The sequence below is a fragment of the Ensifer adhaerens genome (assembly GCF_002007205.1).
GTDB classification, from domain to species: Bacteria; Pseudomonadota; Alphaproteobacteria; order Rhizobiales; family Rhizobiaceae; genus Ensifer; species Ensifer adhaerens_D.
Map to the genome: position 1 here is coordinate 646,563 of NZ_LAZS01000006.1, position 22,668 is coordinate 669,230.

Below are 22,668 nucleotides of genomic sequence, written 5' to 3' on the forward strand. Positions count from 1 at the left end.
CCCCTGCTTTACGGTAGTTTCAGGGCCGTGGCCGACGCTAGCGGCGGGACATGACAGAAAAATTTAGGAGGGTTCAAGAGCACCCGGCTTTCTTTCGATAAAGCCGGTCATTCCGCCGCAGGTTTTGCAGCCATACGCACAGGCTGTGCGCGGTCGACGAAGACCGAGGCGAGAAAGATACCGAAGCCGGCAACACCGAGGACGGCACCGACGAGACCGGTGGAGGTCCAGCCGTAACCGGCAGCGATCGAAACCCCGCCGAGCCAGGCGCCAAGCGCATTGGCGAGATTGAAGGCGGAGTGGCTAAGGGCAGCAGCCAGCGTCTGGGCCTCGCCGGCGACATCCATCAGCCGGGTCTGCACGCCCGGGACGACGGCAAAGCCACCGCCGATGAAGAGCACGTTGACGATGGCGATCCACGGATTGCCCATGGTGAAATAGAAAAGCACATAGGCGAAGATGTTGAAGACGATGGCGATACCGATCGCCGGCATCAGCGCCCAGTCGGCAAGCCGCGCCCCGACGATGTTGCCGAGGATCATGCCGGCACCGAAGACCGAAAGCATGATCGGCACATTGCCAAGCGAAACACCTGCGACTTCGGTCAGCGCCGGCGTGATGTAGCTGAAGACGGCGAACATGCCGCCGCAGCCGATGGCGCAGATGCCGAGCATCAGCCAGACCTGCAGCTTGCCGAGCGCACCCAGTTCGCGAAGCGGCGTCGCCTTCGGGTTGCCCTTGTCCCGCGGTACGTGGGCAAAGGTGAGCGCCATGGTCAGGAGGCTGATGGCGCCGACGATGGCAAACGCGGAGCGCCAGCCGAGCGCCTGGCCGAACCAGGCGACGAGCGGCGTGCCGAAGAGGGTGGCGATGGTCAGCCCCATCATCACCCGGCCGACGGCGCGGGCCCGCTGGTGCGGCGCGGCAAGGCCGGCAGCCACCAGCGCGGCGACGCCGAAATAGGCGCCATGCGGCAGGCCCGTGAAGAAGCGCCCGGCAATCAGCGTGTAGAAATCCGGAGCGATGGCGCTCGCAAAATTGCCGATAGCAAAAACCAGCATCAGCACCAAAAGCACCCGGAAGCGAGAGAAGCGGGCTGCGAGCACCGCGATCAGCGGCGCACCGACGACGACGCCGAGCGCATAGGCGCTGATGACCCAGCCGGCCTGTGGCACCGAGACCGATACGTCTTCGGCAACCTGCGGCAGGAGACCCATGATCGCGAACTCGCCGGTGCCGATCCCGAAGCCGCCAACGGCGAGCGCCACTTCGGCGGCGGAAACGCGGGCCCGGCGCGGATTGACGGCAGAAGAAAAGGCTTCGTCACACATGGGTTCGCTCATGGGCAATGGCCAGTGTCGCCGGACCTTGCGGCCGGAGAAAAATCTGGGGGATATGTCGGCGGATGTTGGATTGGACCAACAGGGATATGCTGCAATGCAATACAGGGTTTTCCGAGGCCAGGCAAAGCTTTTGCGGTTCTCGTCATACTTTTTCGCAGACGCCGCCGGCGCCTGTTAACCGTAAGCTCAGTTGACGTTTACGTCAAAGTTATATAATCCCGAATCTCAGCTTGAAGAGGTGTCGCAAAAGCATCATCTTCATCGGCATGAGAGGATCAGGAGGGATTTTCTCAGGCCGCGATCAGGCCAGCCTGTGGCGACCAGAGGGAGAGAGGTCATGGCGGAAGTCAGCGCACAACAGACGGGTATCAGCCCAGGCAAGATCTGGCTGAAATCCTATCCACCCGGAATAGCCGCCGAAATCGGCCCCCTGCCCTACAAGTCGATCGGCGAATTCTTCGACCACGCCGTGGCCCGCTATTCGAGCCGTCCGGCCTTCACCTGCATGGGCAAGACGCTGAGCTTTGCCGATCTGAACGCGCAGTCCGCCAGGATCGGCGCCTGGCTGCAATCGCTCGGCCTTGTCAAGGGCGACCGCGTCGCGGTGATGATGCCGAATGTCCTGCAGAACCCGGTCATAGTCTACGGCATCCTCAGGGCCGGTTTTACCGTCGTCAACGTCAACCCGCTCTACACGCCGCGCGAGTTGCAGCACCAACTCACCGATTCCGGCGCCAAGGCGATCTTCGTTCTGGAAAATTTCGCTCACACCGTGCAGCAGGTGGTCGACAAGACCTCGGTCAAGCACGTCGTCGTCGCGACCATGGGCGACATGCTCGGCCTGAAGGGCGCGATCGTCAATCTGGTGGTCCGCCGGGTCAAGAAGCTTGTTCCCGCCTGGTCGATCCCCGGCCACCTCTCGTTCAAGGACGTTCTTGCCAAGGGCGGGCGAGCCAAGCTGACGAAGCCGAACGTCGCTTCCAGCGACGTCGCCTTCCTGCAATATACCGGCGGCACGACCGGCGTCTCCAAGGGCGCGACGCTCACCCATTCGAACCTTCTGTCGAACATGGCGCAGATGGAAATCTGGTTTCAGACGGCGTTCCGCTCGCGCGCCCGGCCGGACAATCTCGTCTTCATGTGCGCGCTGCCGCTCTACCACATCTTCGCGCTGACGGTGAATTCGCTGATGGGCCTTGCCACCGGCGGCAACAACATCCTGATCCCCAATCCGCGCGACATTCCGGGCTTCGTCAAGGAACTCGGCAAGTACAAGACCAATATCTTCCCGGGCCTCAACACTCTGTTCAACGCGCTGATGAACAATGCGGAGTTCCAGAAGCTCGACTTTTCGTCGCTGATGCTGACCTTTGGCGGCGGCATGGCGATCCAGCGTCCGGTGGCGGAACGCTGGAAGCAGATGACCGGTTGCTCGATCGCCGAAGGCTACGGCCTGTCGGAGACCTCGCCTGTGGCAACAGCCAACATCCTCGACGCAACCGAGTTCACCGGCACGATCGGCATGCCTATCCCGTCCACCGACGTGGAGATCCGCGACGACCAGGGCAGTACGCTGCCGATCGGCGAAGTCGGCGAGATCTGCATTCGCGGCCCGCAAGTGATGGTCGGTTACTGGCAGCGGCCGGACGAAACCGCCAAGGCGATCTCGCCGGATGGCTTCTTCCGTTCGGGCGACATCGGCTTCATGAACGCCGACGGTCTCGTCAAGATCGTCGACCGCAAGAAGGACATGATCCTGGTTTCGGGTTTCAATGTCTTCCCGAACGAGATCGAGGAAGTAGCGATGACCCATCCGGGCATTCTCGAATGCGCTGCGATCGGCATTCCGGACGAGCATTCCGGCGAAGCGGTGAAGCTTTTCGTGGTCAAGAAGGATCCCTCGCTGACGGAAGAGGAGGTCAAGCGCCATTGCGCCGCCAACCTCACCAACTACAAGCGCCCGCGTTTCGTCGAATTCCGCACCGAACTGCCGAAGACCAATGTCGGCAAGATCCTGCGCAAGGACCTGCGCGGGTAAACTACTGCAAAATTCAAACGATTTAAAAAATCCTGAAAACCGCCGCCTTGGCGGTTTTCCAGTCTTGATTTGGTCCACTTAAAGCGAATAGCTACGCAGGCGATTGTCCGACACCCCTGTCCGACCAAGGAGCCCCGCGATGAAAGCGCTTGTCGACCAACTCAAAGCAACCGCCGCCGAGACCAACGCAACCGATATCCGCGCGGCCTTCGCCGCCGACGCAGAACGTTTCGCGCACTTCAGCACCACGCTCGGTGACCTGCTGTTCGACTATTCGAAATGCGCCGTCAACGACAGGGTGCTGGATGGCCTCGAGGCGCTCGCCAAGGCCGCCAAGGTTGAGGAAAAGCGGGATGCCATGTTCCGCGGCGACATCATCAACATCACCGAGGAGCGCGCCGTGCTGCATACGGCGCTGCGCAACCGCGGCAACCGTCCGATGCTCGTCGACGGCAAGGACGTGATGCCCGACGTCAACGGCGTGCTTGCCGCCATGGGCGCCTTTGCCGACGGCATCCGCTCGGGCGCACTGAAAGGTGCGACAGGCAAGAAGATCACCGATGTCGTCAACATCGGTATCGGCGGCTCCGACCTCGGCCCGGTCATGGCGACGCTGGCGCTCGCCCCCTTCCATGACGGCCCGCGCCTGCACTTCGTTTCCAACATCGATGGCGCCCATATCGCCGATACGCTGAAGCTGATCGATCCGGAAACGTCGCTCTTCATCATCGCCTCGAAGACGTTCACGACCATCGAGACGATGACCAATGCGGCAACCGCCCGCGCCTTCATCGCCGGCAAGCTCGGCGAGGCCGCTGTCGGCCATCACTTCGCCGCGGTTTCGACCGCACTCGACAAGGTCGCCGCCTTCGGCATCGACCAGGCCCGCGTCTTCGGCTTCTGGGACTGGGTCGGCGGCCGCTACTCGATCTGGTCGGCGATCGGACTGCCGCTGATGATCGCCGTCGGCAAGGAGAATTTCGGCCGCTTCCTCGACGGCGGCCATGCCATCGACGAGCATTTCCGCACCGCCCCGATCCGTCAGAACATTCCGGTGCTGCTCGGCCTTCTCGGCTTCTACCATCGCAACGTGCTCGGTTACCCGTCGCGCGCGATCCTGCCCTACGACCAGCGCCTGTCGCGCTTCCCCGCCTACCTGCAGCAGCTCGACATGGAATCGAACGGCAAGGCGGTGACGCTCGACAGCACGCCGGTCGAGTATTCGACCGGTCCGGTCGTCTGGGGCGAGCCCGGCACCAACGGCCAGCACGCCTTCTACCAGCTCATCCACCAGGGCACGGACGTCATTCCCGCCGAGTTCATGATCGCCGCCAACGGGCATGAAAAGGATCTGCGCCATCAGCACGAGCTGCTGATCGCCAACTGCCTGGCACAGTCGGAAGCGCTGATGAAGGGCCGTACGCTCTCGGAAGCCAAGGCGCAGCTCACCGCCAAGGGCATGGCCGATGCCAAGGCCGACAGGATCGCGCCGCACCGCGTCTTTTCCGGCAATCGCCCGTCGCTGACGATCGTCTACGATCAGCTCGATCCCTTCGCGCTCGGCCGCCTGATCGCGCTCTACGAGCACCGCGTCTTCGTCGAAGGCGCGCTCTTCAACATCAACTCCTTCGACCAGTGGGGCGTCGAACTCGGCAAGGAACTGGCAACGGGCCTGCTTCCTGTCGTCGAAGGCAAGGAGAGTGCAGCCGGCCACGATTCGTCGACAGCAGGGCTGGTGGCAGCCCTGCTGAAGGCGGCCCGTTAAACGGTTCAACCGGAACCGCACCGCTGCAAACGATCAAGGCCCGAGGCGCTCGTCGCTCCTCGGGCCTATCACATTGTGCAGGCTGGCAGCGCCGTACGCCCGCCGGGATCAGAACCTGCAGCAGTCGCAGAGGCTGGAACGAAACCAAAATCGCAATTGACGAGAATTATTTATCGTTTTACGATAAAAATAGAAGTCGATCGATAGAGGATTTTTTATGACGGACCCCGCCAGGAGGCTGCGCAAGCTCAGCCGCTTCATGAAGGTCATGATCGTCCTGGGCGGCGCGCTGTTTTGCTCCGCGATCGTCTACATGCACTGGCAGATTCTTTTCGACCGGCAAGGTTTCGAACAGGGCATTCGCGATGTCGTCTTCCCCCGCCTGGGAGCGATCACCCTTTCCTACCGCGCCATCGCCACGGTCGTCTTCCTGACGGCCATCAACAATGCGCTCATCATTGCCGGCCTCGCCTTTGCCTGGCAGCTTTTCGACAGTTTCCAGCGCGGCGAAATCCTCTCCGGCCGCAATGGCGTTCTGTTGCGCCGGGTCGGGCTGACTGCGCTCGCCGGCGCGCTCTGCATGACCGTCAGCAACGGGATCGGCATTCTGGCCGTCACCTACGACAATCCGGGCGAAACGGGGCATGCGGTGGTCTTCGACATCAACGGCGGCACCATGATCGTGCTCTTGATGGCAGGCCTCGTCGTCGGTCTTGGCCACGTGATGGTCATTGCGTCGGAGGTCGAGGCGGAGAACAGGGGCTTCGTCTGACGCATGCCGATCGTCGTGAACCTCGATGTCATGCTGGCGAAGCGCAAGGTCCGCTCACGCGATCTCGCCGAGCAGGTGGGCATCACCGAGCAAAACATCTCGCTGCTGAAATCTGGGAAGGTGAAGGGCGTGCGCTTCGACACGCTGGAGAAGATCTGTGTCGCGCTCGATTGCCAGCCGGGCGATATCCTGGAATACCGCCCGGAACCGGATGAGTAGGAAACGGCTCAGAGCCCGATTTCGTGCTTCCACGGCGGGTTTGCCCCTGCCCTCGAAACCGTCACGGCCGCCGCCTTGGCGCCAAGCGCCAAAGCGTTGCGAACGGCGGTCTCGCCAAGATTGGCGACATCGGCCTTGGTCAGGAGGCCGGCGAGCTTCAGCGACGCCAGAACGCCGGCATCGAAGGTGTCACCGGCGCCGACCGTATCGACCACCGTGACCTTTTCGCCGGCGACCTCGACCTTGTGGCGCGCCGTGTAGCCGACGGCGCCGTCAGCGCCCTTGGTGATCAGCACCAGTTTCGGTCCATGCGTCAGCCATTCGGCGGCGAGATCGTCGTGGCTGCCTTCCATGCCGAACCAGGCAAGGTCCTCGTCGGAGAACTTGATGATATCGGACATCGCCGCCATGCGGTTCATGCGGGCGAGATGGGCGTCCCTGTCCTTGATGAAACCGGGGCGGATGTTCGGGTCGAAGGAGATCACCCGCTTCTCACATTCGCGCGTCATCAAGGCTTCATAGGTCGAGCCGCAGGGCTCGGGGATCAGGCTGATGGCGCCGAAGTGCAGCGCCTCGCAGAAATCGCCGAGCGCCGGCAGGTGCTCCCGGGTGATCATGCGGCCCGCCGTGTTCTCGTCGAAGAAAGCATAACTCGCATGGCCATTCACAAGCTTGACGAAGGCAAGCGTCGTGTGCAGCGAAAGCGTCGCGCAGGGACCGAAATCGACATTCGCCGCCTTCAAGGTCTCGCGCAGGATATCGCCGAACATGTCGTCGGAGAGGCCGGTGAAGAAGCCGGTCTGGATGCCGAGGCGTCCAAGCGCGATCGCCGTGTTGAAGATCGCGCCGCCGGCATAGGGCGCAAAGGCGCTTTCCCCAGCGGTGGTATCCCGTGGCAACATGTCGATCAGCGCTTCACCGCAACATACGATCATCGGCTTCTCCTCCTCGATGGAATTTCAATCGATTTAAACAGAATAGCTCATGCGCCACGAAGCCCCGGCAGAACCGGGCCCTCGTCAGGCGTTATGCGAGGGCAGTCACACCGCCGTTGCGGCCCGACCAGGCAAGCGGCGCGTTGAGGAAGGCCTCGACTTCGCCGAGCGTCTTCTCGTCGAACAGCTTCTGCTCACGGGCGACCGCAAGCACATTGCGCCAGGTGGCGATCCAGTGCAGGTCGACGCCCTTGGCCTTCATCTCGCCGACCGCTTCCGGGAAGATGTCGTAGTAGAAGAGCGCAATGCCATGGTCGACGATGCCGCCAGCCGCACGAATGGCGTCGATGAACTTGAACATCGAGCCGCCGGCGGTCGTCAGGTCCTCGATGACGAGAACGCGCGCGCCCTCGGGCATGTGGCCCTCGATCTGGGCGTTGCGGCCGTGCCCCTTCGGCGCCTTGCGCACATAGATCATCGGCAGGCCTAGGCGTTCGGCAAGCATTGCGGCGAAGGGGATGCCGGCGGTCTCGCCGCCGGCGACCACGTCGAACTTCTCGAAACCGGCTTCACGCAGGATGCTGGCTGCGGCGAAATCCATGACCGCCGAGCGGATCCGCGGATAGGAAATCAGCTTGCGGCAGTCGATATAGACGGGGCTCGCCATGCCGGACGAGAGCTTGTAGGGCTCGTCGGCGCTGAAGTGCACGGCCTTGATCTCCCAGAGCATCTTGGCGACCAGCTCGGCCATCACGGCCTTGTCGGTGAACGCGTTGGAAAACATCAATCTCTCCTTCAAAACTCTACAGCGCCGCGGGTCCGTTCAGACGCGCACAGGTCGCCGTACCATTTTTAACTGCTGCATAATTTTGTCCTTGGATCCGTCCGATCCAAGGAATTATGCAGCGGCGATCAGACGACGGCCCAGTGCAGCGGGAACATCGGATCGAACACGGTGACCGGACCGGCGCCGGTCTCGATCTTCTTCGGATAGGTGACGGCGTCCGCCTGCTTCCTGAGCGTGATCGTCTCCTCGTTGACCGGCAGGCCGTACCAGGCGGGACCGTTGAGCGAGGCGAAGGCTTCGAGCTTGTCGAGCGCGCCCTCCTCCTCGAACACATGCGCCAGGCAGCTCATGGTGTTGATCGAGGTGTAGATGCCGGCGCAGCCGCAGGCACATTCCTTCAGCGGGTCGACATGGGGTGCCGAGTCAGTGCCGAGGAAGAAGCGCTTGTCGCCGGAAACGGCAGCCGCGCGCAGTGCCAGGCGGTGGTTCTCGCGCTTGGCGACCGGCAGGCAGTAGTAGTGCGGCTTGATCCCGCCGACCAGAATGGCGTTGCGGTTGATGATCAGGTGATGGGTGGTGATCGAACCGGCAAGGTTCGCCTTCGACGCCTTGATGTAGTCGATGCCGTCCTTGGTGGTGACGTGCTCCATCGTCACCTTCAGCTCCGGCAGGCGCCTGCGCAGGGGCTCGAGCACGGTTTCGATGAACACCGCCTCGCGATCGAAGATATCAACATCCGACGCGGTGACTTCGCCATGCACGCAGAGCGGCAGGCCGATCTTTGCCATGCGCTCCAGCACCGGCATCGCCTCGTCGATGTTGCGCACACCGCTATGCGAATTGGTCGTGGCGCCCGCCGGGTAGAGCTTGACCGCCTTGACGAGGCCGCTTCTGTGGCCAGCCTCGACATCGTCGGGATTGGTGCCGGCGGTGAGATAAAGCGTCATCAGCGGCTCGAAGCGGTCGCCCGCGGGAAGAGCCGCGAGAATGCGCTCGCGGTAGGCGCTGGCATCCGCTGTCGTGACGACCGGCGGCACCAGGTTGGGCATGATGATCGCGCGGGCGAAATGACGGCTGGTATCGGCGATAACGCCCTTCAGCATGTCGCCGTCGCGAAGGTGAAGGTGCCAATCATCCGGGCGGCGGATAACGAGGTCTTGCATGGTCAGCGTTCTCCTAGGTCGGAGCAGGATGCGGGCGAACAACCGCCGCAGGTATCCCTCTCCGGTGCTCGCGCCCGATCCGCGCGCGCAGCTTTGCGAGCCGGCGGGTGCGCGGGTGGCGGGCGGTTACTCATGTGGTGGAACCGCGTCTCGATAACACCAATGCCCCCGGAAACACAATCCGCAATCCGACCATCGTTCAGAAATCCGTCAGCACCAGATCTGCTGGCCTTTGATGGTCGACCACACGGTGCGCGTTCGGGATGTCGTTGCCTTGGGCTTTGCGCTTGGCCGCCGCCTCGTCATAGCCGAGATCGTACCAGCGTTTCAGCAACCGCCGCTCCAGTTCCTCGATGCCCGGATTGATGAAGATCGAGAAATCGAAGGCGCCTTCGAGCCTGTCCCACGGCGCCTCGTCGAGCAGCAGGTAGTTGCCCTCGACCAGGATGATGCGGGTCTCGGGCGCGACGATGCGGGCCGAGGCGATGGCGATCTCGCGCGTGCGGTCGAAGACCGGAACCAGCACCTCGCCGTCATTGGCGCGCACCGCTGCGACCGTCGAGAGAAAGGCCCTGACGTCAAATGTCTCCGGCGCACCCTTGCGGGCAAGCAGACCCTTTTGTTCCAGCACGGCGTTGTCCATGTGGAAGCCGTCCATCGGCAGCACCGCCGCCTTCTCGCCGCCGGCCGTCAGCGTCTCCGCCAGCGCGTCCGACAACGTGGACTTGCCGGCGCCGGGCGGGCCGGCAATGGCGACGACGAAACGGGCAGCACCGGCCGCCCGTTTCAGGATCTCGTTGGCGATCGGCTCGACGTTCATGCCGCAAGCGCCTCGCGCGGCGGCTCCTTCGCCCCGGTCATGAAGGCGACGGCGTCCGACATCGTGTGCTCCTTCGGATTGATGACGCAGAGCCGTTTGCCGAGGCGGTGCACGTGGATGCGGTCGGCCACCTCGAACACATGCGGCATGTTGTGCGAGATCAAGACGATCGGCAGGCCGCGCGAGCGCACGTCGAGGATCAGTTCCAGCACCCGCCGGCTTTCCTTGACGCCGAGTGCCGCCGTCGGCTCGTCCATGATCACCACCTTGGAGCCGAAGGCTGCAGCCCGCGCCACGGCGACGCCCTGGCGCTGGCCGCCCGAAAGCGTTTCCACCGCCTGGTTGATGTTCTGGATGGTCATCAGGCCCAGTTCGGACAGTTTCGCCCGCGCCCGCTTCTCCATTTCCGCGCGATCGAGCGTGCGGAACAGCTTGCCCATGATGCCCGGTTTGCGGATCTCGCGGCCGAGAAACATGTTGTCGGCGATCGACAGCGCCGGCGACAGCGCCAGGTTCTGGTAGACCGTCTCGATGCCGGCAGAGCGCGCATCCATCGGCGAGCGGAAGTTGACCGGCTGCCCCTCGAGCTTGATCTCGCCTTCATCGGGCGTGATGGCGCCGGAGATGGCCTTGATCATCGAGGACTTGCCGGCGCCGTTGTCGCCGATCACGGCGAGGATCTCGCCGGGATAGAGATCGAAGTCGGCATGGTCGAGGGCAGTGACGCGGCCGTAGCGCTTGACGAGACCGCGGGCGGTGAGAATGGGTTCCTGTGTCATCAGGCAGCTACCTTTCTGATCCACTGGTCGATCGCGACGGCGGAGATGATCAGCACGCCGGTGAGGAAGACCTTCCATTGCGGGTCGGCGCCCAGCATGTTGAGGCCCATGGAGACGACGCCGACGATCATCGCGCCGATCAGGGTGCCGAGGATCGAGCCGCGGCCGCCGAAGAGCGAGATGCCGCCGATGACAGCTGCGGTGATGGCCTGAAGGTTGTAGTCGGTGACGGCAGCGGACGGCGAGATCGAGCCATTGCGGCCGATCGAGACCCAGGCGGCAAGGGCTGCGATCAGGCCGGCCAGCGTATAGGCGCTCAAGAGCACGCGGCTGGTGCGGATACCGGAGAGTTTGGCCGCTTCCGGATCGTCACCGACCGCATAGAGATGCCGTCCCCAGGCGGTGTGATTGAGCGCGTACCAGAGGCCGAAGACCAGCACGACCATCATCACCACGCCGAGCGTGAAGACGGCGGAGCCCACCTTGAAGCTGACGCCGAAGAGGTGGAGCATCTGGGTGACGGCCGTCACGTCGGCCTCGCGGATCGTCGCATTGGCCGAATAGATGAAATTCGTCGACATGATGACATACCAGGTGCCGAGCGTGACGATGAACGGCGGAAGCTTGACCCTGGAGACGAGGAAGCCGTTGAGGAAGCCGCAGGCGCCGCCGACGACGAAGCCGATGAAGATCGCGATCGGTGCCGGAAGGCCATAGGTGACGGCGCAATTGCCCATGATCACAGCCGACAGCACCATGATAACACCGATCGAGAGATCGATGCCGGCGGTCAGGATCACCAGCGTCTGCGCGGCACCAAGGATACCGACGATGGCGATCTGCTGGAGGATGAGGGTCAGGGTGTAGGACGAGAAGAACTTACCCCCGATGGCGATGCCGAAGATCAGGATCGCGGCAACGAGCACGATGAACGGCACGGCGGCCGGCGTCGAATGCAGGAAATGCTGGATCCTCTGGATCGCGGTCTTGTCATGCGTGTCGAACGACGCGACCTGCGTCGAACTGTTGACCAGGACTTTCTCGAATTCCTGGGATGGCTGCGCGGCTGTGTTGGGCTCGCCCATGGACCTTCCTCCCGTGAACCCCACTCCCAAGGGGTTGCGATGGTGTCGTGCACAGCCCGCCCACCATGACGCGGGCAATAGCACTCTCTCAAAAGCTGCGCGGTTTTCTGCGCCTTGTCAAAGACGTCGGCGCTTACGCGAAGGGCGGCCGGGGCCGCCCTTCCGTTAATAGCTCATGCGCTCGAAGAGCTAAGGCGATCAGCCCCAGCACTTCTCCGTGCCGACCTTGACGTCGATCGATTCGACGCCAGCAGCCGGCTTGTCGGTCACCAGCGAAACGCCGGTGTCGAAGAAGTCCTTGCCTTCGGTCGGCTTCGGCTTTTCGCCGGTATCGGCGAACTTCTTGATCGCCTCGATGCCGAGTGCGGCCATCATCAGCGGATACTGCTGCGAGGTGGCGCCGATGACGCCTTCGGCGACCGACTTGACGCCGGGGCAACCGCCGTCAACCGAGACGATCAGCACGTCCTTCTCCTTGCCGACGGCCTTCAGCGCCTGATAGGCGCCGACGGCGGCCGGCTCGTTGATGGTGTGGATCACGTTGATTTCGGGGTCCTTCTGCAGAAGGTTTTCCATGGCCTTGCGGCCGCCTTCTTCGTTGCCATTGGTGACGTCGTGGCCGACGATACGCGGATCGTCCTCATCGCCGATCTTCGCCGGATCCTTCGGGTCGATGCCGAAGCCGATCATGAAGCCCTGGTCGCGTAGCACGTCGACCGTCGGCTGCGACGGCGTCAGGTCGAGGAAGCCGATCTTTGCGGTCTTCGCATTTTCGCCCATCGTCGCGGCGGCCCACTGGCCGATCAGCTTGCCGGCAAGCAGGTTGTCGGTGGCAAAGGTCGCGTCGGCAGCAGTTGCCGGATCGAGCGGCGTGTCGAGCGCGATCACGAGCAGACCGGCTTCCTGGGCCTTCTTGACCTGATCGACGATCGCCTTGGTGTCGGAGGCGGCGATCAGGATGCCTTTGGCACCGTCTGCGATGCAGGATTCGACCGCAGCCACCTGGCTGTCATGATCGCCATCGATCTTGCCGGCATAGGCCTTCAGCGTCACGCCGAGCTCCTGCGCCTTAGCGGTCGCGCCTTCCTTCATCTTGACGAAGAAGGGATTGGTATCGGTCTTGGTAATGAGGCAGGCACCGACGTCGGCAGCCTGCGCCGGCCCGGCGAAGACGACGCCAAGCGACAGCGCGCCAAAGGCAGCGGAAAGAACAGTCTTCTTCATGAAATCCTCCCAAGGATTGAAAATCGTGCCGGCGGACCGGCCCAGGCCACGCCGCCGCAGCATTCTCCTCCGCTGCAATTGGCGCTTCCGAGACAAAAACAAACACTAAATTTCCGGGGTGTCAATAAATAAATCAAATTGAATTATTATTTCGATGTGGCATTCTTGGAGTGACGGCGCGTGAACCCATGAATGAAGCGCCGCACAAATTGACAGACCCGCGACAAGCGGAAACAACAGACCCGCGACAAGCGGGCACCAGTGCCAACGGGAGGAGACGGTGGCATGTCACTGACAGACGGTCCTGATCGGGGACCGACACAACCTGAGGTCATCGACCCGAGCGGCGGGGCGAACCAGACGCGCGTGCGCGCCTATAACGAGCGGCTCGTCATGTCGCTTGTCCGGCGCCATGGCGGTCTTTCCAAGGCCGACATCGCCCGGCGCTCCGGCCTGTCGGCACAGACTGTGTCGGTGATCATGCGGGCGCTCGAAGGCGACGGCCTCCTGGTCAAGGGCGATCCCGTCAGAGGCAAGGTCGGGCAACCCTCGACGCCGATGCGGCTCAATCCGGACGCGGTCTACTCCTTCGGCGTCAAGATCGGCCGACGCAGCGCCGATCTGGTGCTGATGGATTTCGTCGGCACCATCCGGCTGCATCTCCACCATGTGCATCCTTATCCGTTGCCCGGCGATCTCGTCGACTTCATCATTTCGGGCATGGCCAAGCTCGAACAGCAGCTTATCCCCGACCAGCGCAAGCGGATCGCCGGCATCGGCATCGCCACCCCCTTCGAGCTCTGGAACTGGGCGGAGGAAGTGGGCGCGCCGCGCGAAGAGATGAACAAGTGGCGCGATGTCGACCTGCAGGCGGCCGTCGCGGCCCGCACCACCTATCCGGTCTTCCTGCAGAACGACGGCACCAGCGCCTGCGGCGCCGAGCTCGCCTTCGGCGTCGGCGCCAGCTATCCGGATTTCGTCTATTTCTATATCGGCTCGTTCATCGGCGGCGGCGTCGTCTTGAACTCCGCGCTCTTCTCCGGGCGAACGGGGACCGCCGGCGCCGTCGGCCCGCTGCCGGTCTCGGGCAAGGACGGCAAGACCGTTCAGCTGCTCAAGATCGCTTCGGTCTTCGTGCTCGAGAACCTTCTGCGTGAGCGCGGCGTCGATCCGCGGCCGCTCTGGTATTCGGCCGACGACTGGATCGATTTCGGCGAACCGCTCGACATCTGGATTGAAGATTGCGGCGCAGCGCTCGCCCAGGCCGTCGTGTCCGCCGTGTCGATCGTCGACTTCTCCGCCGTCGTCATCGACGGTGGCTTTCCGCCCTGGGTGCGGGCGCGGCTGCTGGCCGCTACGCGCAAGGCGCTCAACGAACTCGACCTTCAGGGCGTGACCATTCCGGAACTGGTGGAAGGTTTGGTCGGCAGCCATGCACGCGCCATCGGCGGCGCGAGCCTGCCGCTTTTTTCCCGCTATCTGCTCGACACCAATGTTCTCTTCAAGGAGCTCGGCTGATGCTGAAAGGCCTGAACCCGATCCTCAGCCCCGAGCTGCTCGCAACGCTCCGAGCCATGGGCCATGGCGACGAGATCGCGCTGGTCGACGGCAACTATCCCGGCCAGGAGCATGCGCGCCGCCTTGTCCGGCTCGACGGGCATGCGCTGATCCCGGTGCTCGACGCCATCCTGAGCGTGCTGCCGATCGATGATTTCGTGCCCGAGGCGATCTTCCGCGCCACGGTCAAGCAGGACATAGACGCGCTCGACCCGGTGCATCGCGAGATCATCGATTGCTGCGGCCGGCATGAGCCGAACAGCCGCGTCGTGCCCCTCATCGGCGCCGATTTCTATCCGCGCGTCAGGGCTGCCCACACGCTGGTCCAGACCAGCGAGCCCCGACTTTACGGCAACGTCATCCTGCGCAAGGGCGTGATCTATCCCTGACACTACCGTCATAACGCAAAAACCCGCCGGCATGAGCCGGCGGGTTTTGTTTTAAGGAAGGAAGGGGCCTCAGGCGCCGCGCTTGTCGATCGACAGGGCGCCGGGGCCGAAGGCGGCGAGCACCAGGAAACCGCCGGCGATCGCGATGTTCTTCATCATCATCAGGCCGTTGAAGACGGTGAGAAGGCCATTGGCTTCCGGCGGGAAGGTCGGAATGTTGATCGCGCCGCTGTGGAAGGCGAAAGCGGTGACCAGGCTGAAGGCGGCGAGCAGATAGGCGGCAATCTTCGTCTGGAAGCCAACGATGACGGCAAGACCAGCAACGAGTTCGAAGAGGCCTGCGAGGTAAGCAAGTGCGGTCGGAGCCGGCCAGCCGGCGCCGGTGATCATCTGGGCGGTGCCCGACGGATCCATCAGCTTGCTGAAACCGGACATGACGAACATGATGGAGAGCAGGACGCGTCCGACGAGGACGACAACATTCTGAGGCATGGAAGGCTCCTGTGAGAAACGGTTTGTTGGCGACAGAAGTATCAGCATTTTCAGAATCATCTAGCCGCTCCGCGAGCGACAGATCGTTCACAAAAATGAAACGCCCACGGCACATCGTCAACCGTCCATCAGCGGGATCTCGATACAGAACCGCAAGGGAATACGGAACCACATCGGCGTCGCTTCGTTCTTTTCTGTTGCAAGGACGATGCGGCTGCGCGAAGAATTTCGGCGCGGCTGGGGAACGCCGCGCGGGGGCATGACATGAACGAAATCAACCGGAGCCCGACATTCTGGCGCTCGTTTCCGATCTTTGAAGAATTCGACAAGAGCTCGATTGCCGAGCTTGCCGATATCGCAACCTACAGGAAATGGCCTGCCGGCACCGTGATCTTCCAGCGCGGCGACGAAGGCAATTACATGATTGTCGTCATTTCCGGGCGCATCAAGCTTTCGCTGATAACCCCGCAGGGGCGCGAATTGATGCTGCGCCAGCATGAAGCCGGCGCGATCTTCGGCGAGATGGCCGTGCTCGACGGCCAGACCCGTTCGGCCGATGCCACGGCGATGACCGCGTCAGAAGGCTACGTGATCGGCAAGAAGGCTTTCCTCGATATCGTCACCAATCGGCCGGAGGCGACCGAAGCGGTCATTCGCTTCCTTTGCGCCCAGCTTCGCGACACGACGGAGCGGCTGGAAACCATCGCACTCTACGATCTCAACGCCCGGGTGGCGCGCTTCTTCCTCGCAACCCTCCGGCAGATCCACGGCAACGAACTGCCGGAAAGCGCCAATCTCAGGCTGACCATGAGCCAGACGGACATCGCCGGCGTGCTCGGCGCCAGCCGTCCCAAGGTCAACCGCGCCATCCAATGGCTGGAGGAGAGCGGCGCGATCAAGCGGAACGAAGGCATCATCGCCTGCAAGGTCGGGCGCCTGCAGAGCATCGCCGATCCCGAGGAGGACTAGACCGCATGGCCGCTGAGCCGCGCCGGCGTTTGCGCTTGCCGCCGCTGGCCGGCGGTTGTCTCACGAGCCTGCTCGCAGCCATCGCACTCTATTTCTACGCCGGACCGCTGTTCGAAACACAGCGCGAACTGTTCTTCGACAGCCTGACGCAATGGGTTCCGGCGCCCCGGTCGCCCGACATCGTCGTCGTCGATATCGACCGGCAGGCCCATCAGTCGCGCCCATCGGGCGAATGGGACCGAACGGCAACCGCCGATCTTCTGTCGCGGCTCGCCGCGGCCGGCGCCAAGGTGATTGCCGTCGATTTCGTCTTCAGCGCCGACTGCAACCCCAACTTCGACGGCAACCCGGCGCTTACCGACGCGCTCTCGAAGACTGCCGTCGTTCTGGGTTTCCTCGTTGCCGATACTGTGCAGGAACGGCCGCGTCCAGTACCGCCACTGGCGCTCAGCCGCCCTTTCACCGCGCCTGAACTGTGGTTCCTCGACGGCGCCGAAACCTCGTGCCCTGCCTTCATGGATCAGGCGAGCGCGGCGGCCGCCTCGTTTCTCGTCGGCGACGAGGACGCGCGCATTCGGCGGGTTCAGGCCTATGCCATCCTCGGCAACGATGCCTATCCGACGCTGGCAATCGAAGCGACGCGGCTGATGCGGGGCGGCGGCACGCCGATCCTCGGTGGCCAACCGGCCTGGGTACGCATCGACGGGCAGACGATCTCGCTCGACGACACCGGAAGCCTGCGTTTCGTCGCCAGCCCGCAGGAACGGCTGGGCGAACGAACGGTTTCGGCGGCCGACGTTTTGTCCGGCAAGGCTCCGGCCGGGCGTTTCGCCGGCAAACTCGTGCTGATCGGAAGCAGCCTGCCAAGCCTCGGAGGTTTGCGGCCCAGCGCCTCGATGCCGCTCGAACCCTCGGTGCAGATCCACGCCGACATCGCCAACGCCATCCTGACCGGCTTCATGCCGCAGCGCGACGGCCGTTTGCCACTTGCAGAAGCCGCTGCCGCTCTTGTCGCCGGCCTCGGCGTCGCCTTTGCCGCCACCCGCCTGCGGCCGCTGGCATCGGCGGCACTCGGCCTTGGCGCCGTCGCCACCGCCGTCGCGGCCGCCGCCGTCATCTACGATGGCAGCGGCTGGCTCATCGATGCCGTCAGCATCTGCGCGGCGCTTGTTGCCGTCCTCGTCGCGACGAGCCTTCTGCAATTTGCCCGCGTGCGGCGCGCCGAAGCCACGGCCCGGCAGAAGTTCTCGCAATACCTGCCGCAATCGGTGGTCGCCCGTTACATCGACAATCCGGAGCTTGCTCGCGTCGGCGGCGAGGAGCGCCAGGTGACGGCGCTCTTCACCGACATCGAGAGCTTTTCCACCCTGTCGCAACGGCTGAAACCTCGGGACCTCATCGCCCTGCTCGACATCTATTTTGCCGAAGTCAACGCGCTGGTGGCCGACCATGGCGGCATGGTCGACAAGGTGGTGGGCGATGCGGTGCATGCGTTCTTCAACGCCCCGGAGGATCTGCCTCAGCATGTCGACAGGGCCATCGATTGCGCCAGAGCGATCCACGCACTGACGGAAGAGATGCGCAGGCGTCCGCAGTTTGCAGCCAACGTTTTCGGCCGGACGCGGATCGGGATCGAGACCGGGCCGGCAGTCGTCGGCGAAGTCGGCGCCGGCGGCAAGCTCGACTACACAGCCCATGGCGATGCGATCAACCTGGCGGCGCGCCTCCAGGAGGCAAACAAGTTTCTCGGCACCGCGATCTGCGTCGGGCCCGCTGCCGCTCAAGAAAGCAAACGGCCGCTTCGCCCGCTCGGCAGCCACGAGATCCGCGGCTTTGCGACGATGGAATTGTTCACGGTGGCGGACTGAGACGGCAAGCGCTGAGCGCGCTCAGCTGAGCGCCGACAGACAAAGACTGGTTTCTGGTCGCCGCAAATCAGCGCGCCAGGCCGACGCTCGCATAGGCTTCCTTGATGCGTGCCTCGCCCCAGTCGATCGGCTCGCTCGGGGCATCACCACGGTGCTGAAACTCCACCCCCTGCCCCGCAGCGACGACCTTGGTTACGCCGCCACGCGCGACCGAAACGCTGCCATGCTCGACGAAGACGGCAAAGGCGGCTCGGCTCGGTCCGCAGAAGAACTTGGTGCCGCGCACCCCGATCATGCCGAAGGCGGTGCGCACGGCCACGTCGACCTTTGGCAAGCCTTCGGGCCGATCGAAAACCATGCGGCCCGTTCCGAGTTCGAGCGTGCCGCCCTGTCCGGCGATGAAGCTATCGACAAGCAGGTCGGTTTCTGCGCCCAGAAGCACGCGCGTATCCGTGCCGAGCTGCAAGGTTGCAAAACTCTCGGCGTTCGTGTGCACACGGTCGTTCTCGAATAGCTGGCCGCCGACGGCGAGTGGCCCGTCCTTTTTCGCCTGCCGCAGCCGGACGTCACCGCGGACTTCCGTTGCCTCGCCAAGGGCTGAGCCTGCCCAAGCGGGGGCAGCACCGCCGCCGACCGCCGTCAGCAACAGGCCACCGACGACGACGCGCCGGCTCACCAGCATCTTGTGCATCGGCGCTGCACGCTTTTCCATCGTCTCTCTCCCGTTTGTGCGTTGCCGCCATACGAGGATAGCCCCGGCATGACCGGATGCAAGCCGGCTCTAAGGCCTGCCTGATGATCTTCCCTCACTTCGCCAGAGCTTTCGCCACCGGGCTGTTCCCGCCGGAACAGCCGTCTCCCAAAGGCAGGGATAAGTTCATCGTCAAGAGATGGGAGAGCATCATGGAAAATCGCAGCGCATCCGGCACCCGCGTCGTCAACGCCATTCTGCTGGCGATCGTCAGTCTGTTGGCTGTGGCTGCCATCGCTCTTCCTTCAGCGCGTGCTGCCGACCTTTCCACCGCCGAGATCTGCGACCGCGAAGCGGGCAGCATCTTCGACCTGCAGCGCAATCAGGCCTTCCCGGCGGTTGCCACCGAGGACATCAAGATCGGCGTCGCCCTTTCCGCCTGCCGCGAGGCCTATAACCAGAAGAGTGGCGCCCGCACCGAGTTCCAGCTGGCCCGCGTCCTCGACAAGGCCGGCCAGAAGATCCAGTCGCAGCGCATCCTCGGCGAAGCTGCCGAACATGGCCACGCGCTGGCGATGACCAGCTATGCGGTGCTCGTGGGCGAAGAAGGCGACACCGCCACGGAATTTGCGCTCAACCAGAAGGCTGCCGCCGCCGGCAACATTCTCGCCGCCTACAATCTCGGCGTCTCCTATCGCGACGGCATGGGGACCGCGGTCAATGGTGCCCTGGCGCTGGAATGGTTCGAACGGGCTTCGCTTGCCGGCGACGACGTCGCCGCCTTCAACCTCGCGGTGATCCTGGACGAGGGCAAGCTGGTGCCGGAAGACAATGGCAGGGCAGCCAGGTTCTATCGGCTGGCCGCCGAGCGCGGCAATGTCGATGCCATGGTCAATCTCGGCCTGATGCTCGAGAACGGCGAAGGCATCAAGAAGGATATCCCGGCCGCCCGCGAAATCTTCCGTAAGGCCGCCAACGAAGGTGACGTCTTCGCCGGTCAGAAGCTCGCCGAGCTCACCGTAAGCGATGGGTTTGAGACAGCCATGCTCCCCAAGGCCAGCCGCATCAAGTAATCGAACACGCCTCCCAAGGGCCACGCGGGTCGGAGATCCCATGATCTTCGGCCCGCGTTTTCGTTCCAGACAATGCCGCAATTCCGGACGGAAAACCGCTTCGCACTTTTCCTGGAATTGGCCTGATCCTTCGCAATTCCGGACGGAAAACTGCTACGCACTTTTCCTGGAATTGGCCTGATACTTCGCAATTCCGGACGGAAAACCGCTACGTACTTTTCCTGGAATTGGCCCGATCCTTCGCAATTCCGGACGGAAAACCGCTACGCACTTTTCCTGGAATTGCTTTAGCGGATCTCGCCGGCCTGCGGCCCCCATGTATCGGTGAGCGCGAACCCCTCAGCCAGCGGATCGAAGGGATCGAGCGCCACCTGATGCAGCCCGAAGGTCCAGCCACGTCCGGCAATCGTCGGAATGATCGCCTCGCGGTCGGCAACCGTCGTCACGCCTTCGAGGCCGACTTCGAATTCCGATCCGATGATCGAACGGCTTTTCAGCACGTCGCCGACCTTGACCTTGCCGCGCGCATGCAGCGTCGCGAGGTTGGCCGAACTGCCGGTGCCGCAGGGCGAGCGGTCGACACGGCCCGGCCACATCGTGGTGCAGGTCCGGATGGTGCCGTCGGCCTCGACATCGCGGAACATCACATAGGCGACGCCCTTGATCTCAGGGATCTCAGGATGAACGACCGGGATGGTGCGGTTGACGATGTCCTTCAGGATCATGCCGGCTTCGACGATCTCGCGGGCGTTGGCCTTGTCGATCGTGGTGCCGATCTGGCCGACATCGACCAGCGCATAGAAAATGCCGCCATAGCAGAGGTCGAGCTTGATCTTGCCCCACTTCGGCGTGTCGACCTCGACGTCGAGTTCGTGCACGAAGGACGGGACCATCGTCAGCTTCACCTTCTCGCAGCGCCCGTCGCGGCAGGTAGCGGTGGCCTTGACGAGGCCCGAGGCGGTGTCGAGCATCACCACGGTCTCCGGCTCCTTCATCTCGATGATGCCGGATTCGAGCAGCGCAGTCGTCACGCAGATCGAGTTCGAGCCGGACATGGCATGGGCCTGGTCGGCCTGCAGGATGATGAAGCCTGCATCGGCTTCCGGCCGCTTCGGCGGCACCAGGAGATTGACCGAACCGATCGAGCCAGAGCGCGGCTCCAGGCACAGGAACCGGCGCAGGCTGTCGTCGACCGTATTGATATGGTTGAGCTGCTCGGCGATCGAGTTGCCCGGGATCTTCGGCACGCCGCCGATCGCGACCTTGCCGATCTCGCCCTCGCAATGAACGTCCAGCAACTGGATCGTGCGCTTCCACCGCATGCCGTTTCTCCAACGCGTTTGCCATTGCCGTAGCGGCGATCATGGCTGATATATCAGATGCGCTTGCCATAGCGCTTTCCGCAGGCGCCCGCAACAAAAACCACCGGGCTGACCTCGTCGGTTAACCCCAAAGATGCGGCTTGACGCACGCCCACCAGCGCGACAGCTTGGGCCAATCCCGGCGCAACCTTCTGGAACTTCATGACAAAGCTGATCATCTTCACCGACCTGCACATGGTGCCCGAGGGCACGACGATCATCGGCCTTGATCCCTACCAGCGGCTTGCCAATGGCATCGCGCATGTCAACCGTTACCATTCGGACGCCGACCGGGTGATCTTCATGGGCGACCTCACCCACCACGGCGATCGTCCCTCCTATGAACGACTGAAGCAGCTCATCGATCAGCTTCAGCCGTCGGTTGCCATCACCGTTGGCAATCACGACCGACGCGAGGTGTTCCTCGAGGTCTTTTCCGGCACACCGACCGACGAGAACGGCTTCGTGCAGCAGGTGATCGATTTTGCCGATTGCCGCGCCATCCTGCTCGATACGCTGTTTGCCCCGCCCTATGATTATCCGACCAGCCATGCGGGCGTGCTCTGCGCCAGGCGTCTCGCCTGGCTCGACCGGCAACTGGCCGAAGCCGCCGGCAAGCCGGTGCTACTCTTCATGCATCATCCGCCGCACAGGACTGGCTTCACCGCCATCGACATGATCCGGCTCGTCAACGAGAGCGAATTTTACGACCTCGTCAAACGGCATGGCAACGTCCGCCATATCTTCGCCGGCCATGTGCACCGCACGATCAGCGGTTCCTGCCGCGGCATTCCCTTCTCGGTCTTCAAGAGCCCGGTGCACCAGCAGCCGATGCCCTTCGATACGCCGGACGCTTCCCTATCGGTCGACGAGCCCGCCGCCTATGGCATCGCCGTCGTGACCGGCGATGGCGTGCTGGTGCATACGGAGGACTACGAGATCGCCCATCGGGATGCAGCCATCGCGTAAGGGCCATTTCGAACCGCCGGCCTTCATGCTAGTTTGGGGCATGACCGAACCGACCTCCATCGATGAGAACTTCGACTGCCAGAGCTGCGGCGCCTGCTGCGCCTATTCGGCCGACTGGCCGCGCTTCTCGCTGGAAACGGACGAGGAGCTCGACCTGATCCCGGCGGAATATGTGTCCGCCGACCTTGGCGGCATGCGCTGCGAGGATGACCGCTGCTCAGCGCTTGGCGGCAGGCTCGGCGAGCACGTCGGCTGCAAGATCTACGCCATCCGGCCGATCGTCTGTCGCACCTGCATGCCTGGCGACGACGAGTGCCTGATGGCCCGCGAGAAGCATTTCGGCAAGGCCGCCTGACACCGGATCATCCG

Annotated in this window: 23 protein-coding genes and 1 pseudogene; 12 read left to right on the plus strand and 12 right to left on the minus strand. The window is 63.4% G+C overall.

Annotation, left to right across the window (positions count from 1 at the left end; translation table 11 throughout):
* Positions 1 to 107 precede the first annotated feature (107 nt).
* Entirely contained in the window at positions 108 to 1,343 is a 1,236-nt protein-coding gene (locus tag XB14_RS15755) for an MFS transporter (RefSeq protein WP_143348398.1), read from the minus strand.
* A 337-nt stretch (positions 1,344 to 1,680) separates the two neighbouring features.
* Between XB14_RS15755 and XB14_RS15760 the strand changes: the two genes are divergently transcribed.
* The 4 genes from XB14_RS15760 to XB14_RS15775 all read left to right on the plus strand — a co-directional run bounded on the left by XB14_RS15760 (position 1,681) and on the right by XB14_RS15775 (position 6,137).
* Positions 1,681 to 3,381: a long-chain fatty acid--CoA ligase gene (locus tag XB14_RS15760; protein ID WP_077962506.1), complete on the plus strand. Its 1,701-nt coding sequence runs from the start codon at positions 1,681 to 1,683 to the stop codon at positions 3,379 to 3,381.
* Between the two features lie 139 nt (positions 3,382 to 3,520).
* On the plus strand, positions 3,521 to 5,146 hold the full coding sequence (gene pgi, locus XB14_RS15765) for a glucose-6-phosphate isomerase (protein WP_077962507.1): 1,626 nt from the start codon (positions 3,521 to 3,523) through the stop codon (positions 5,144 to 5,146).
* 217 nt (positions 5,147 to 5,363) lie between these two features.
* Positions 5,364 to 5,918: a DUF2975 domain-containing protein gene (locus XB14_RS15770; RefSeq protein WP_077962508.1), complete on the plus strand. Its 555-nt coding sequence runs from the start codon at positions 5,364 to 5,366 to the stop codon at positions 5,916 to 5,918.
* Between the two features lie 3 nt (positions 5,919 to 5,921).
* The gene (locus tag XB14_RS15775) at positions 5,922 to 6,137 is read left to right on the plus strand and encodes a helix-turn-helix domain-containing protein (RefSeq protein ID WP_077962509.1); all 216 of its coding nucleotides are present in this window, start codon (positions 5,922 to 5,924) and stop codon (positions 6,135 to 6,137) included.
* 8 nt (positions 6,138 to 6,145) lie between these two features.
* Here the strand turns inward: XB14_RS15775 and XB14_RS15780 are convergent, their stop codons facing one another.
* The 7 genes from XB14_RS15780 to XB14_RS15810 all read right to left on the minus strand — a co-directional run bounded on the left by XB14_RS15780 (position 6,146) and on the right by XB14_RS15810 (position 12,930).
* Positions 6,146 to 7,072 carry a carbohydrate kinase family protein gene (locus XB14_RS15780; protein ID WP_077962510.1) on the minus strand — a complete coding sequence of 309 codons (927 nt, stop codon included), beginning with the start codon at positions 7,070 to 7,072 and terminating at the stop codon, positions 6,146 to 6,148.
* 91 nt (positions 7,073 to 7,163) lie between these two features.
* Positions 7,164 to 7,856 (minus strand): orotate phosphoribosyltransferase, encoded by a 693-nt coding sequence (locus XB14_RS15785; protein WP_077962511.1) that lies wholly within the window; start codon positions 7,854 to 7,856, stop codon positions 7,164 to 7,166.
* A gap of 128 nt (positions 7,857 to 7,984) precedes the next feature.
* A complete protein-coding gene (gene pyrC / locus XB14_RS15790) occupies positions 7,985 to 9,022 on the minus strand; it encodes a dihydroorotase (protein WP_077962512.1) in 1,038 nt (345 codons plus the stop codon).
* Positions 9,023 to 9,221: 199 nt separating this feature from the next.
* The gene (locus tag XB14_RS15795) at positions 9,222 to 9,842 is read right to left on the minus strand and encodes a nucleoside triphosphate hydrolase (RefSeq protein WP_077962513.1); all 621 of its coding nucleotides are present in this window, start codon (positions 9,840 to 9,842) and stop codon (positions 9,222 to 9,224) included.
* On the minus strand, positions 9,839 to 10,621 hold the full coding sequence (locus tag XB14_RS15800) for an ATP-binding cassette domain-containing protein (RefSeq protein WP_077962514.1): 783 nt from the start codon (positions 10,619 to 10,621) through the stop codon (positions 9,839 to 9,841). The genes XB14_RS15795 and XB14_RS15800 overlap by 4 nt, the downstream gene beginning before the upstream one ends.
* Positions 10,621 to 11,706 carry an ABC transporter permease gene (locus XB14_RS15805; RefSeq protein ID WP_077962515.1) on the minus strand — a complete coding sequence of 362 codons (1,086 nt, stop codon included), beginning with the start codon at positions 11,704 to 11,706 and terminating at the stop codon, positions 10,621 to 10,623. Before XB14_RS15805 ends, XB14_RS15800 begins: the two co-directional genes overlap by 1 nt.
* 198 nt (positions 11,707 to 11,904) lie before the next feature.
* Positions 11,905 to 12,930 (minus strand): sugar ABC transporter substrate-binding protein, encoded by a 1,026-nt coding sequence (locus XB14_RS15810; RefSeq protein WP_077962946.1) that lies wholly within the window; start codon positions 12,928 to 12,930, stop codon positions 11,905 to 11,907.
* A gap of 285 nt (positions 12,931 to 13,215) precedes the next feature.
* Between XB14_RS15810 and XB14_RS15815 the strand changes: the two genes are divergently transcribed.
* Complete coding sequence (locus XB14_RS15815; RefSeq protein ID WP_077962516.1) at positions 13,216 to 14,448, plus strand: ROK family transcriptional regulator; 1,233 nt, start codon at positions 13,216 to 13,218, stop codon at positions 14,446 to 14,448.
* Positions 14,448 to 14,876: an RbsD/FucU family protein gene (locus tag XB14_RS15820; RefSeq protein ID WP_077962517.1), complete on the plus strand. Its 429-nt coding sequence runs from the start codon at positions 14,448 to 14,450 to the stop codon at positions 14,874 to 14,876. Before XB14_RS15815 ends, XB14_RS15820 begins: the two co-directional genes overlap by 1 nt.
* Before the next feature lie 69 nt (positions 14,877 to 14,945).
* Here the strand turns inward: XB14_RS15820 and XB14_RS15825 are convergent, their stop codons facing one another.
* Complete coding sequence (locus XB14_RS15825) at positions 14,946 to 15,368, minus strand: DoxX family protein (RefSeq protein ID WP_077962947.1); 423 nt, start codon at positions 15,366 to 15,368, stop codon at positions 14,946 to 14,948.
* A 264-nt stretch (positions 15,369 to 15,632) separates the two neighbouring features.
* Here XB14_RS15825 and XB14_RS15830 point away from each other — a divergent pair, with 264 nt between their 5' ends.
* Positions 15,633 to 16,337 carry a Crp/Fnr family transcriptional regulator gene (locus tag XB14_RS15830; RefSeq protein WP_077962518.1) on the plus strand — a complete coding sequence of 235 codons (705 nt, stop codon included), beginning with the start codon at positions 15,633 to 15,635 and terminating at the stop codon, positions 16,335 to 16,337.
* Positions 16,338 to 16,342: 5 nt separating this feature from the next.
* On the plus strand, positions 16,343 to 18,205 hold the full coding sequence (locus XB14_RS15835; RefSeq protein ID WP_077962519.1) for a CHASE2 domain-containing protein: 1,863 nt from the start codon (positions 16,343 to 16,345) through the stop codon (positions 18,203 to 18,205).
* A gap of 67 nt (positions 18,206 to 18,272) precedes the next feature.
* On the opposite strand, the gene XB14_RS15840 is transcribed toward XB14_RS15835, so the two are convergent.
* Complete coding sequence (locus XB14_RS15840; RefSeq protein ID WP_077962948.1) at positions 18,273 to 18,896, minus strand: FecR family protein; 624 nt, start codon at positions 18,894 to 18,896, stop codon at positions 18,273 to 18,275.
* Positions 18,897 to 19,108: 212 nt separating this feature from the next.
* Here XB14_RS15840 and XB14_RS33840 point away from each other — a divergent pair.
* Positions 19,109 to 19,654, plus strand: a pseudogene (locus tag XB14_RS33840) (sel1 repeat family protein); the annotation flags it as partial.
* Positions 19,631 to 19,969 (plus strand): tetratricopeptide repeat protein, encoded by a 339-nt coding sequence (locus XB14_RS33845; RefSeq protein ID WP_327326644.1) that lies wholly within the window; start codon positions 19,631 to 19,633, stop codon positions 19,967 to 19,969. The pseudogene XB14_RS33840 and the gene XB14_RS33845, both read left to right, overlap by 24 nt.
* 287 nt (positions 19,970 to 20,256) lie before the next feature.
* On the opposite strand, the gene XB14_RS15855 is transcribed toward XB14_RS33845, so the two are convergent.
* Positions 20,257 to 21,291: a proline racemase family protein gene (locus XB14_RS15855; protein ID WP_077962521.1), complete on the minus strand. Its 1,035-nt coding sequence runs from the start codon at positions 21,289 to 21,291 to the stop codon at positions 20,257 to 20,259.
* Between the two features lie 53 nt (positions 21,292 to 21,344).
* Positions 21,345 to 21,509 (minus strand): hypothetical protein, encoded by a 165-nt coding sequence (locus XB14_RS33265; protein WP_179119599.1) that lies wholly within the window; start codon positions 21,507 to 21,509, stop codon positions 21,345 to 21,347.
* Here XB14_RS33265 and XB14_RS15860 point away from each other — a divergent pair.
* Both XB14_RS15860 and XB14_RS15865 read left to right on the plus strand, forming a co-directional pair.
* The gene (locus XB14_RS15860; RefSeq protein ID WP_077962522.1) at positions 21,493 to 22,299 is read left to right on the plus strand and encodes a phosphodiesterase; all 807 of its coding nucleotides are present in this window, start codon (positions 21,493 to 21,495) and stop codon (positions 22,297 to 22,299) included. The genes XB14_RS33265 and XB14_RS15860 overlap by 17 nt on opposite strands.
* A 40-nt stretch (positions 22,300 to 22,339) precedes the next feature.
* Complete coding sequence (locus XB14_RS15865) at positions 22,340 to 22,654, plus strand: YkgJ family cysteine cluster protein (protein ID WP_077962949.1); 315 nt, start codon at positions 22,340 to 22,342, stop codon at positions 22,652 to 22,654.
* The last annotated feature ends 14 nt before the right edge of the window (positions 22,655 to 22,668 follow it).